11 protein-coding genes are annotated in these 13437 nt (G+C 29.6%); 1 reads left to right on the top strand and 10 read right to left on the bottom strand.

The window, feature by feature from the left end; genetic code table 11:
* Positions 1 to 104: 104 nt before the first annotated feature.
* The 4 genes from eppA (QIA22_RS05515) to QIA22_RS05500 form a co-directional block, all read right to left on the bottom strand.
* Entirely contained in the window at positions 105 to 713 is a 609-nt protein-coding gene (gene eppA, locus QIA22_RS05515) for an exported protein A EppA (protein WP_367611700.1), read from the bottom strand.
* Positions 714 to 743: 30 nt separating this feature from the next.
* Positions 744 to 1301 (bottom strand): exported protein A EppA, encoded by a 558-nt coding sequence (eppA, locus tag QIA22_RS05510; RefSeq protein WP_367611702.1) that lies wholly within the window; start codon positions 1299 to 1301, stop codon positions 744 to 746.
* A gap of 176 nt (positions 1302 to 1477) precedes the next feature.
* Positions 1478 to 4678, bottom strand: a complete 3201-nt coding sequence (locus QIA22_RS05505; RefSeq protein WP_367611704.1) for an Eco57I restriction-modification methylase domain-containing protein — start codon at positions 4676 to 4678, stop codon at positions 1478 to 1480.
* 207 nt (positions 4679 to 4885) lie between these two features.
* On the bottom strand, positions 4886 to 5521 hold the full coding sequence (locus QIA22_RS05500; RefSeq protein WP_367611706.1) for a chromosome replication/partitioning protein: 636 nt from the start codon (positions 5519 to 5521) through the stop codon (positions 4886 to 4888).
* A 126-nt stretch (positions 5522 to 5647) separates the two neighbouring features.
* On the opposite strand from QIA22_RS05500, the gene QIA22_RS05495 reads away from it, so the two are divergent.
* Entirely contained in the window at positions 5648 to 6781 is a 1134-nt protein-coding gene (locus QIA22_RS05495) for an RNA-guided endonuclease InsQ/TnpB family protein (protein WP_367611708.1), read from the top strand.
* Between the two features lie 185 nt (positions 6782 to 6966).
* On the opposite strand, the gene QIA22_RS05490 is transcribed toward QIA22_RS05495, so the two are convergent.
* From QIA22_RS05490 to QIA22_RS05465, 6 genes are all read right to left on the bottom strand, one after another.
* The gene (locus QIA22_RS05490) at positions 6967 to 7722 is read right to left on the bottom strand and encodes a ParA family protein (protein WP_367611710.1); all 756 of its coding nucleotides are present in this window, start codon (positions 7720 to 7722) and stop codon (positions 6967 to 6969) included.
* Positions 7698 to 8261 (bottom strand): DUF226 domain-containing protein, encoded by a 564-nt coding sequence (locus tag QIA22_RS05485; protein WP_231012513.1) that lies wholly within the window; start codon positions 8259 to 8261, stop codon positions 7698 to 7700. Before QIA22_RS05485 ends, QIA22_RS05490 begins: the two co-directional genes overlap by 25 nt.
* Positions 8258 to 9184, bottom strand: a complete 927-nt coding sequence (locus tag QIA22_RS05480) for a plasmid maintenance protein (RefSeq protein ID WP_367611712.1) — start codon at positions 9182 to 9184, stop codon at positions 8258 to 8260. Before QIA22_RS05480 ends, QIA22_RS05485 begins: the two co-directional genes overlap by 4 nt.
* Positions 9185 to 9427: 243 nt before the next feature.
* A complete protein-coding gene (locus QIA22_RS05475) occupies positions 9428 to 12724 on the bottom strand; it encodes a tape measure protein (protein ID WP_367611714.1) in 3297 nt (1098 codons plus the stop codon).
* Positions 12721 to 12942, bottom strand: a complete 222-nt coding sequence (locus QIA22_RS05470) for a hypothetical protein (protein ID WP_223292497.1) — start codon at positions 12940 to 12942, stop codon at positions 12721 to 12723. The genes QIA22_RS05475 and QIA22_RS05470 overlap by 4 nt, the downstream gene beginning before the upstream one ends.
* A gap of 65 nt (positions 12943 to 13007) precedes the next feature.
* Positions 13008 to 13436, bottom strand: a complete 429-nt coding sequence (locus QIA22_RS05465; protein ID WP_367611716.1) for a hypothetical protein — start codon at positions 13434 to 13436, stop codon at positions 13008 to 13010.
* Position 13437 lies beyond the last annotated feature (1 nt).

Raw genomic sequence — 13437 nt, 5'->3', positions numbered from 1 at the left:
ATATAATTATCTTTTAGTATAAATAGTCTTTAAACCATCCCTCTTATCACATCTATATAATACGTCAAGTGAAATTGTTTTTTAAGGTGAATTGGGGAAAAAATTTAATTTTTAATTGTCTCTAAATCGGTTAAAATTTGTTTTAATATTTGCTTAACTGCATTTATTTTATTCTCAGTATAAGATTTTATAAACTTTTTTCTAGCTTTTTCCCCATATTTCTCAGCAAAATCAACTTCGGATTTTTTCCCATATTTCTTAACAAAATCAACTTCATCAGAATTCAAATTCGCTAAAAGACCAAAGTAGTCATAAAAACCAAAATTATCTATCTTGCCATCTATAAGATCAGTTATCTTATACAACTGATTGAACTCAAGTTGGTCGAGTAACGTCGATGGTACTATGATTTTATATTTGATAAAATAACCTATGGTATCAATAGCATCCAAAAACACGCTTTTTTCTTTAATTCCAATTTTTCTCAATCGCCCCCTAATTATTGGAGCATAGGCAAAAAATACACTTTTATCATATTCATTTGCAAAATCATAATTATCTAATCTTTTGTTAAGTAAATCAAAATCTTCTTTAGAAAAAGTTTTTTTGGCTTTTGCAAAATTGTGTTCTTTGCGTTTTTCTGTAAGCTCATCTATATCTATATAGGCATTTAAATTAAATATTAAAAATAATAATAACCCTATTTTTTTCATATAAAACTCCTCAAATTCATTATCTACAACTTAATCTTTAGGCAAATCAGCTAACACTTGTTTTAATATTTGTTTAACCGTACTTACTTTATTTTTAGAATAAGATTCTTCAAAATTATCTCTGGCCTTGTCTCCATATTTCTCAGCATAATCAATTTTATCAGAATCTAGCTGTATTAAATAATCAAAAATTTTATCTGGATCACCATCTATAAGATTAGTTATTGCTTGAAGATTCTCGAAATAAAGCCTTTCAGAGTCGATTAATTTATTTTTTATAAGATATCCAATGATATCAACGGCATCTAAAAAAATACCTTTTTCTTTAATTCTGACTTTCCATAAACCCTGTTTAATTACTGGGGTGTATGCACAAAAAACGCTTTTTCCAAGCTCATCTTTTATATCATAATGATCTAATCTTTTTTTAATTAGACTAAACTCTTCTTTTGAAAGGTAACTTGCAGCCGATGCATAATTGTCTTTTATCTCGTTTTTTATCCGTTTTTTTTCCCGCCTATCCACACTAGCATTTAAATCAAGCAACAATAATAATAATAATAATATTAATAAACTAATTTTTTTCATTAAACACACTCAAATTTTATAATATAACTTACACTACACTTTACAAAACAAAATACACAAAATATAAAACATATAAATTTACTCATAGAAACACCTAGCAAGAAGGTTATACCAATTTTTAAAAATTGCAATATCCACTATTTGGGATTACGCTGCGTTATACTTATACATTCTTCTTAAATATTCTCATATCCTTTTACTAAAGATGAAATATAATCTTCTCCTTTTTTATTTTTAATAACCTTAAAATCATTAAGCAAAGTTACAAAATCTTCTTTGGTTAACGAGTAAAGACTGGCCACAATGAAATTATTTTCATTTTCTTTTTCTTTAAAGAATTCATCTTTGGGGTCTAGATTTAATATCTTATGAATTTCTTCTTTGCTAAACTCAAAATATTCTAAGTAAAGTAAATATTTAAAGTTGTCGGGATCATTTTTAACTATTAGCAAGGAAGTGTTTTTGGCTAAAGTTAAGTATAGAGGATTGGTTAAAATTTCATTTTCTTCGGGCTGCATCATAGGACATTGATACAGATATGCTTTTGACACATTAGCAGCTTGAACAAACCTTCTGAGTAAAAAATCAAATGGAAGCGAATTGAAAACAGATATAACAAACAATTTTTTGTAAATAGATATTGGCCTTTTCTCATAGTTTACACCTATTGTATTCATACAATAACAATTTCTAGGAGACAAAGTGCTAATCATTGTTCTTTCATTTGAGTTTCTTGAAACCTTTCTAAAGAATACTCTTTCGGTTTGATATTGGTTATCCTTGGCTAATACTTTTTCTAAGTCTTCTTTACTTATCCACAGCAATTTAGAACTTTCTTTTGCGGCTTTATCTTCAAAAAATCTTGAATTAAATTGGTGAATATTAGCCCCACAATATAGAAATATATAGTTTTCATCATTGCATTCTTTTAGTAAAAATTTGAGATTATTTATATCTGCTGTGTTCAAACCCCCTATGAAGTTCATATAATCTTCTGAAAAAGCACTAAATCGACTAAACATCTTATCAACAAGCTTAAGCTCAACGATATCTCTAAATTCTATTATTGACTCTTGAATAGGAGATAGCCTTTTGATTTGAGCTATATCCAATTCAATTCCTTTATAAGCATTTTCATTACCCTCTTTCAGATCACTGGTTATTTCTTTCATGATATTATCGCAACTCTGAATAACAAATTTTACTCTAAATTTTGTTGTGGGTTCTTTAGTATTACTGGTCTGAAATATTGCAAATTTGAAGCCGGGGTTTACGGCGCCAAACCTTTTTTGATTTTCAAACTGATACACATAATTAAGTTTATAATTTGAAAATATATGCTGCCTCAGTGCTTTAGAGCTGAATTCGCACCACAAAGCGGAAGGGGTCAAATAAGTTAAGTTACCTCCGGGCTTCACCAACTTCAAATTGAAAGCCACAAAATATCTAAAAAGATTGGGATCACCACCACTAGAAAATTCTCTAAACCCCAACCTGTACATATTATTCAAAATCTTTAAGCTGTTCTTTTCCTCATAGTACTGGATACTCAAAGGATGATTATCTTTACTAAGTATTTCTTGTTTTATTTTATTTTGTTCTTTTATACTTAGTTTTCTGTAGCCAGGAATATGTTTTGAGAAAAATTCAGATTCATCAAACTTGGGTTTCTCCCATGGAGGATTTCCAATTACAATATCAAATCCTTCTTGAATATCTAGAAACTCAATCCCATAGTGAAAAAATTTATAGTAGCTGCTTAATTTTTTAATTTTTTCTATTTTTTCTTTATCTTCGTTGGAAATTTTACTGTCTAAAATATTTCCAATCAAATTAACTACGGTTGTAATATCACTAAATTCTATATTCAAAGATTTGTCAAAAGACAACGAATAAAGTTTAATTAAAGAAAATATTATTCTTAAATTATTTATATTTTCATTTTTCTGATATTCTTTGTATATCTTTTTAGATTTTTCTACATCCTCTTTAGTAGTATCATTAATACCTTTGATTTTTTGATAGATATCTTCTAAAATAGTCACAATTTCGTTAATCTTTTTTACAAATAACAAGCAGCTACTTCTAAATTCGCTATTCAAAATATTCAAAAATTCATCTGTGGTATACCCTAAAAGGGCATTTCCTACTTTTATTCGGTTGGTAAGAAAGCTTGGTGGTGACACAAAAATAAAGACACCAATCCACAACCTTAGCATTGCGATTTGTACAGATATCTGATCAAAATCAATCCCGTAAATACATTTTCTAAGTAATGTTCTTTTGAGGACAATCTTCCGGCTTACGCTGTCTTGAATGTTATATTTTTTAGCCTCGTCAATAACATTTCTATACTCCATATCCAAACTTTTTTTTAGATCTTCAAATTTGTCAAGACTGTACCATACTTTTTTTGTTAAGTAATCTAAACAAGAAATTAACAAATTGCCCGAACCGCAAGAATTATCAATTATTTTTATATCTAAAGGGGATTTGGTTTTAAGCTGTTCTTCAACCGCCGACGCGGCCATAAAATCAGCTAAGTCTTCTGGAGTATAATATGCACCACTTTTTTTTCTATCAAGCGATCTAGATGTAAGATAAATATTGCCTTTATAGTAGGTAGCTACTTTGTTTACTTTCTTGTTTTTAAGCTCATCTTCAGTATGAATACAATAAGTTCCTTTTTCAATAGTGCGGTGAATAGTAGTATCTGCGATTCTTAGATCATATCCAAGTAAATTTTCGTACAGTAGTAGTGAAATTGAAGAAATACTAGTAAAAATACTCTTCTTTGAAGAAAGAAACGCAAAAGATAAAAAATTTGTAGCGTATTCAAAGTTAGATTCCAGAATTTTCGGAGTACTTAGCAGACTTTCATTATTTAAATATTTTACCTTATCCTCTGCAAACAATCCTCCATTGAATATAGGAAATTTTAAAAAATCACTACCTTTATGAAAGGTAGTGAAAATTTTTATTATTTTTTTATATTCCAATTTCTTTTTTGTATTTTCATCATAAAAAAAATATCTAAAAGATATTGAAGATCTATATAGCTTATTTTCTTTTAATATCTTCTTGAAGATATCATTATCTTCAATATATGCAATAAAAAATATTCTTAAGATAAAAATAATTGATTCTTCAAGAATGTTAGCTAAAATATGCCGAGTAATTTCTTTACCTAATGCTTTGAATTCTTTGTCATATATATTTTTTGCAATTCTAAATACTATAGAGTCGTCGGGTCTCTCGTAAAGAATCTCTGTTAGGGTTTTTTGAATTCTCTCTTCTTCTTTGGCTAGAGCATCCTTTGCTAATTTTTGGGTGAATGCTATTGAAGCATTTATTTTTACAATATTTTTAGTTTTCATCACAGCATTCTACACTTTTGTGTCAACGTAGTAAACTACTATTTCTAAATCTTTGACTATAGAAATAGTAGTTCACAATAGTCGATAATAACACTTGCCCATAGCGACTGATTTAGTTGCTACAAAATCAGCCTCTATGGGCAAGCTTTTTATGCTGAAAATAAGGATTAGAAAATTATAATCCTCAATAGCAGGATAATATATTATTTAATTTTTATCAAGGGGGTAATTTCTCTTTTTATATTTTCTGTGATTTTCATACTCAATAATGAGATCTGATAAGATGTTTTTTTTCTCCTTAATAATTTTTTCTAAAAAAAAATTTATTCTTTTAGTGTCTTTTTTACAAAAATCATAAACTTCTTTGTCTTTGATTAGAATTCTGATAGGTATATTTTGACTATTATCATCTTTTTCTATATCTTCTTTAGATTCATGAATCGGTTTGTTTTTCTGTATATCTTTATAGGTAGCCTCTATGCCCATTTTTTTAACTTTTTCTATGGAAATAACCCCTTCTAATACTTTTTCGTAAATTTTCAAATATGTGTACGCTTGGCTTTTAGCAATTACATAAGATTTTAAAAATTGCTCAAAACTAGAAAAATTATCGTACTTATACAGACTTTTTTGCTTAATTTCATATAAAATTTTCATCCTTTGAATTTTATTATTAACATCAGACGCCAAATTAAACTTTAACTGTTCTTTTAGTTCATTATAATTTATTAGTTCTCTATCTTTACTATTATCTGAGCTTAATTCTTCATCTGATAGGATTTCACCTCGTTCATATAAAGTTATCTCTTTTTCTTTTTCTTTTTCTTTTGATTTATTTCCCATTTTTATATCCTTTGTTTATTTATATCAAAATAGCAAAGAATACTCCACCTATAATTTCTATGAAATTATAGGTGGAGATGAATTTGTAACGCAAGTTAAAATATAGTATTATAATTATAAAAAATAATGAGTGCTAATAAAGCTTATAAGTGCAGGATATATCCCAACACCAATCAAAAAAAATATTTTTCAAAAGTATTTGGATGTGTAAGATTTTTGTATAACAAAATGTTAAGTGATAAAAAAGATTATTATGAAAAAAATAAGAAAAGTCTTAGTGTTAATCCAAGTAAATATAAAGATGAATTTCCATTCTTAAAGGAAGTTGATAGTTTGGCTCTTTGTAGCGCGTGGATCGACTTAAATTTTGCGTATAGTAATTTTTTTAGAGAAATTAAAAAAGGAAATAGAATGCAAGGATTTCCTAAATATAAAAGTAAGAAAAATAGGCAAACTTTTAGAACTAATAATCAAAAAAACTCAATAAGAATAGAAAATGGTTATATAAAACTACCTAAAATAGGGTTTGTAAAGTTGTGTCTACATAGGTGCATTAAAGATAATGAGCTTATTAAAAATGTAGTAGTAGAAAAAGATATTGATGATAAATATTATATTTCAATAATAGTTGAGTGCTTAGATACTAAAAATATCAATGAAACTAAAGGCGATAAAAAAGAAATAGTTGGTATTGATATGAGTATGAGACATTTTTTAGTAAGTAGTGAAGGCGAGAAAATCAATCATCCTAAATATTTATTAAAAAATGAAAATAAACTTAAAAAATATCAAAGAAAACTATCAAAAAAGCAAAAAGGTTCTATTAATAGGGCTAAATCTAGATTAAGAGTTGCCAAGCTGCATAAGAAAATTTCAAATCAAAGAAAAGACTTTTTGCATAAATTATCTTATTACTTTGTATCCAATTATAAAAACATAGTAATAGAAAATTTATCAATTAAAGGCATGCAAAAAGGAATGTTTGGAAAAAGTATTAATGATTTAGGATGGTCTGAGTTTGTAAGACAATTATCATACAAATCAGAGTGGTATGGATCCCCTTTGTATAAAGCAGATAGATATTTTTCATCAAGTAAATTATGCAGTAGTTGTCACATTAAAAATACAACTCTAAGATTAAGTGATACTAGGTGGACTTGTAGTAGTTGCAACACTTTGCATGATAGAGATATAAATGCCGCTCTGAATCTTAAAGCTTATTATTATAAAGAAATAAAAACTAAGGCAGGAACTGCCTGAAGTAAAGCTTGTGGACCATGCTCTAGTGGATGACCGTTCTTTTAAGAGCCTAAAAAGCTATCATGGGATGAAACAAGAAGCTATTTCTATAATCTTTGATTTAGAAATAGCAGTTCACTTGTATCAAAAACTGTAGTCCAGTCTCCGGACGATTATTTTCTAAACCCACCATATTCAAATGTTAGTTACACAGAAAAAATATTTTTCAAAGTATTTTTTGTTTCTTCATAATATGTCTCTTTTATGGCGGGCTCCTCTCGCTTGGTTATGAAAATCTTTATTCCATTTGAATAGTGAATTTTGCCTTTGACATATTCTTTATATTTTTTATGAAGCAAGCTTTCTAATTCTTTTATTATATTTCTGTTTTTTATGAATTGGTTTTCGACAATAGAAATATTGTATACTTTATTTCTGAATTTTGATATTTTATTTATTGAGTTGATTAACATAGTAAAGCTTTCTAACGACCATAATTCTATTTGAACTGGAATTACAATATAATTTGCTGCATTCAACGCATTTTTCAAAAGATACCCTGAATTAGGAGAAGTATCTATTATAATATAATCAAAATTGCACTGTTGTATATTTTCATTTAAGTAGTATTCCAAAACAATTTCCTTAAAATCTACGATTTCTGCATTGAAGTTTTCTAAAACAGGATGAGAAGGAATTATAGATATATAGTCGTTAATTTTATTAACACACTCATTAAAATTGACATTTCCTTTTAACATGTTGTAAACATTATACTTTTTAATGTTATTAACATGTCTATGGAAATAGGAAGTTAAAGAGTTTTGTGGGTCTAAGTCAATTAGTAGTACTTTTTTGCCCGATTCTTTTAGAACATGTGAGAAAAGTATAGAAAGTGTACTTTTGCCAACTCCACCTTTAATTGATGCCATTGTTATTATAACTGGTTTTTTAATATCCATTTTTTTAAAATTCCTCCATTTGGTAATTTTTTATTGTAAAACTTATAGACTTTGGTTTCCATTTTTTCTAAATTATTTAGTGTAAACTGATAGTACTCTGTGGTTTCTTTTTCTTTTTTCCTCAACAAAGTTCTTAAAGACAATATGTAAGATTTAATAGATCCTTTTTTGAATTTAAATTCTATATGATATAGTTTTTGTATCATATAACTTTTATTATCTCTTTCTTTGAGATTAAAAGGTTTTTTAAGTTTATCCCAGCCATATTTTATTCCTAAGAATTTGTCGTCTTTTTTTAATGAGAAAAGATTAAGAGAATAATATTTTTTTTCATTGCCTTTGATTGCTTGAAATACAATTCTTAATTTTTGTGTTTTTTTTGAAACTTTGTATCTAACTAGGTGCTTAAATATTTTCGTGTAATATACTTTTTTACTGTCTATTTCTTCTATTTTGCTAAAAGCATCTTTTTTGATTGAAATGTCGCTAATCTTTATTGAATCTTTTTTTTGTTTCAGTTTTTCAAGTAATCTACTCAAAGTATAGTCCTTTTTTCCAAAATGTTAACTAAAATATTATTTGCTATTATGCCAGCATGTCCTGAAAAGCTAGTTGTTTTATTTTTTCTCCATTTAGTAGTGTAATCATCTTTAAATTCTCCTGCAAGGATGTAGAAATCCGTTTTATAAGGTGCGGCCTTTCTCATAAAATGGATTTTATCTTTATAAAGATTTAGTTTAGATAAGAAAAATTCTTTAATATCTTCAACCGCATAATCATATTTTAGATAATTTTTAAAATCTTTATAGTTTAATAAAGTATTTTTTAGTGTTTCAATTGGTTTTTTGGTGTTAGACGCTATTGATTTAATTCTTTTAAAGAAAGAGTTTTCTATAGAATTCTCATTATATATATTTATATATTGTTTATTATATACAGTGATATTTTCAGTGATATTTTCAGTGATATTTTGAGGTTCAAAATATCCTTTTTCTTTCTTTAAAACATCTTTTTCTTTCTTTACTTTCTTAATTAAGTCTGCTTTAGTGCTACTAAAATATGCATCAATCAATTTATGTGCAATAGATGATACTTTGTATATACAAAGCTTTCCTTTAAATTCTCCAAAGTTATTTGAAAATGTTAGTATTCTTTTTTCTAATGCTTTTAGCTTAATTAAAAATCTTAAATCTATTCTTAGCGTATTAATTGTGGTTTCTTTTTTATTTTCTTTATATATATTTGAGTTTAGTACACGAAGTATATCTCCTTGATGATGAACTCGAAGTTCTTTTACTTTTTCAGAAGTAAAGTGTTCTTTATTAATTGGGGTACTGTATTTTTTTTCAAACTCTTTATTTAAGTAGAGAATGACCGAAATAATTTTTTTCAGTCTACAAATTTTGCTAAGTAATTTATTCTTATTGGGGTTGTGTTTATGGTTGGATTTTATAATTTTCATTTTTTGAGCTCCTTATTTCCAGCATTTATTAATAATTTATTATACCTATAAAATGGAATTAATTGCAACTTACAAAGGAATATAGTTCCAAAAATAATAAAAGAAAAAGACTATTAACAAAAGTTAATAGTCTTTTTCAAGGTGTTGAAAGTTCAGTAATAAATTACGAACTATCAACACTAATAATTATATACTAGTAATTGTAAAATACAAGGTAGTTTGAAAATTTTTTTACATTTTTTTCTACTCTGCCATTCTAAATCCCATTAGATGTTCTTTTGATTTTAGCATTCTAACTAATTTTTCAGCATCAAGCACATCCCCATTAAAGTTATAGTAAAAATTATTTACAACTGTACTGTTTTGGCTTTTTTGTAATTTAGTAATTTCTTCTGCAATGATTTTAGCTTCAAGTTTGCGTAGATTTTCATCTATTGGTGCTGGAGTTATTCTTACTAATTCTGGTTGCCCAAACTCACTAGACATTATACCTGAGTTTGGCATATATGTCGGTTTATTTGAAACAAATCGTGCACCGCCATGAGCAAGTTTTATCTCTTCAATAGATCCAGCTGATTTTACTTTTGCAATTCTTTTTAGTATTTCGTCTAAAATTTTTTGTGTTTTTCTTAACCTATCAGGCTTGCCCAAATTCCACCAATCTTCAGCATTTACCTTATCAACTTCGGCCTGTGCTTTTATTAGTTCGGGCTCTAGTTTAGAAAGTTTGTTTTTGCGTTCTACTTCTAGTTTTTTAGCCTCTTCGGTCTTAGTAAGTTGGGTGGTTTCTATATCTTTTTTTGTTTTATATTCTGTTTGTACATCGTGTAATCTTTTTTGAAATTCTTCACCAGATATTTGTCCTTTACTTTGAGCTTGTTTGAGAAATTCTATTTCTTTAGTGTATTCATCATCTAATTCGCTCAATTTTTCTTTTCTCATTTTGATTTCTTCATCAAAACGATCTTCAAGCTTTTGAAGTTCGACTTCACTTCGTTTTTCAAGTTCTTCCAAATCTTCGTCCCGTTGTTTTTCAATTGCTTTAATTCTCGCTTTTTCTTGCCCCTTGAAAAGTCCCCAAACAAAATCGGTCAATCCGTTTATAAGCTCCGCAACAGCTTCTCCCCAAGGTCCAAACAATGCTCCAGCAGCGGTTTTTAATCCACTTTTCCAAGATTCGTACATTTGTGTTGTCATTTTTTCCGCAACTTCACCCCAATTCGCATACTCCCCATTATTCCAATTATGAATTTCTTCTCCAATAATTTCTCCCGTATCCTTATTCAAAAATTTGCCTGCTATATCTTTCATAAAGGCATTCATAAAGACATTTAGGCCGTCTAACATGCTGTCATATAAGCTTTTTGTCGTATCTTGAGCTTTCTCAGCATATTGTTTTATAGTGTTTCTATTGGTTTCATTTAGCTTTTCAAATTGCGATTTGTGCTCATCCACGAATTTTTTATACATTGCTTGAATTTTGGATGCCATCTTTTTTTCAGCACTTGCTCTTTCTTTTGCTGGAAGTAGCATTGTTTCCCACTCTAAGTCGGTTATTTCTTTTTGCAGAGCTTTTTGAGCCTCGACAAAAGATCGATCTAAAGCGGTTTTTTCATATTCATTAACCTGCTTTTCAAGCGCGACTACAACTTGCCTGTTAGACTCGTTCAGAGTTTCGAAACTTTTTCCATATTTTTTTACGAACGCTTTGTTCTTTTCATTGATTTCATCATTAAGTTTCTGTAAAGCGCTTACTTGATCTGTATGGGGCAGAGTTTTGATTATTTCCCTTTCACGACTTTCTTTTTCTTTTAGTAAATTTTGGTACTCATTCACAAAATAATAATTGGAGTTATTGAACTCATTTACCGATTTTTCAACTCCGACTAAAATTTTCTTGTTCTCGTCAGATAACTCGTCAAAACTTTTGGAGTATGTTTCCATAAACTTTTGGTTTTTTTCATTTATGGTTTTTTCAAGAATCCTTAAGGCTTGTTCTCGTGCTTTCCCGGTCTTATTATAGATGTCCCTCTGCTCATTAAATATTTCGTCTTGCAGCTTTTGATAGTCTTCTGCCATTTTCTTGTTAAATTGGGTTTTTGCATTTGGATCAAACTTTTTATCCCTTTCGGGTTCGGTACCAGAAGTGTCTTTTTCCTTTTCGGTCTTTTTCCCAAAAGTAACCAGATTTTTCAATTTTGTATACGCTTTGGATATCGTATCTATCAACTTTTGAACCCATTTGATAATGGGCTCAAACGCACCCTTAAAACGATCTAAAAATCCACTAGAAACATATGTTGCAAGTTCTTTTAGCTTGTTGATTACGTATTTGATTCCCTCGTAGAGCTTCACAAAGGGCGTGGTAATGGCCTTGAACAACATTTTCATGCCTTGCACCCACTTGCCGGCAAGATATGCTACAAGCTCACCCAATTTGGTAGTTAAGTATATTGTAGCTGTAGTCACCTTGGTCAAAGGAACCATGATTGCTACCATAAGAAATTGTTTTACTTTTTCAAATCCAATCATCATTGGCTCTAGAGCTTTTCCAATGTCTAAGAAAAGCTTTTCGCTCATTTTAGCAGTTTGCTGTTGAGCTTGAGCTAAAGTTTTTGCTTCTTTGGCAGTGTTCCCGTAAAATTTACCACCTTCGCTAGTGGCTTTAGAAAGAGCCTTATTTAGAGTCTCGAACCCTATTTTTCCATCGCTCGCGGCCTTATATAATGCCTCTCCAGCTAAACCAGCTTCTTCTGCCAAAATGTCTGTAATGTCAACACCCGCGTCACGAAGTGCATACAAATCTTCTAAATTCACTTGATTGCTCGATTCTACACGAGAATATACTTCGGCTAATTTCTCAAGCCCCTCGCTACTTCCACCAGCAGCCTCCCCAAACATTCTAATTCTCTCTTCAACTTCACTCGCAGTTGCACCATAAGAAAGCATTGTTTTAGTAGCATTAGCAATAGCGTCTCTAGTAAAAAGAGTTTCATCGCCAAAAGCCCTCATGGATTCTGCTAAAGATTTTCCAAGGTCTTCGTTTCCAAGCATGTCAGAAAACGTTGACACTTCTTCGTTGAATTCATCAAGAGCATCCATAGCGCCATCAAAAATTCCACTTATTGTAGAGCCGATTGCTTGTATAGCCTTTACAGCTATAATAATTGGGGCAAAAGCCGCCAACATTTGGTTGAATGCCTCACCGGTTTTGTTTGCCAAATTCTTTACACTTCCTAAGCCTTTTCCAACACTTTTTAGAACTTTGCCTATACTTTTCATGCTGCCAGCTTTGGAATTTACGGAATCAACAGAATCTGCAAGAGATTTGAAGTTTTTACTAGCATTCTGTGAACTTTTATTTAGCGCTTTCTCTAAGTTGGATCCAGATTTAGCAGATTTTTCTAATTTTGACTTCAAATCATCCAGACTTGAAAATTTTTGTTCGGCAATTTTTTTTAGAGTTTCTGCTATTGCGTCCAGCTTTTGATTATTGCTGATCGACATTGATAGCGGAATTATTATTTCATCAAGTTTCATCTACTTCTGCTCTCGCTCTCAAGATTTTTGATGTACAAATTGAGTTCGTTCAAAACTAAAACAAACCAGTAATTTTGCTCAAAAAGGCCGCCCCTATTGGGCAAGCTGCCAATACTTTTTGAAAGTAAGGCTTGATTCAGTAAATGCAGAATAGCATCCTCATTATATTTGATCCAGGGAAGTTCCTTTTTCATATTCACTATGAATTCTGAATTCACGCGGTCTGCAAAATTCAGAATTTGGTCATAGTGATTTTTCTTTGTAATATAAGCGAATGCAAGTTCTACTTTTTTGAAACACGCTCAACCCTTAGAGTATCTGCCAGGAAATTAATTTCGATTGCAAGACTTGAAAGCATGTCTTGAAACAAGATAGCGTCACTTTCAACCATCTCTTTGGTGATAACTTCTCCTTGTTGATTTTCAAGGCCGACAAATTCTACCACATTTTCATCCCAAATTTTTTTTACAAATTGAATTTGAGCGCTTGTTGACTCAATCATAGCATTGGAATTGGTTTTACCATTCTCGCCATTCAATTTTTTGAAAAGTTCGATTTGTCTTGCTTTTAGCTTTTCCACAAACCCGTAGTTAATGTCTTTTAAAACTACATATGCTTTTTCTTCTTCTTTGATCTTTTCCTTGCCGTTTCTAATATAGTCTGGAATATAGGGTAACATTACCCTGCCAGTCAAATTAACATTAATTACCATT

The sequence above is a fragment of the Borreliella kurtenbachii genome (genome assembly GCF_030437945.2).
Taxonomy (GTDB): domain Bacteria; phylum Spirochaetota; class Spirochaetia; order Borreliales; family Borreliaceae; genus Borreliella; species Borreliella carolinensis.
This window is presented reverse-complemented; position numbering and strand designations above follow the sequence as displayed.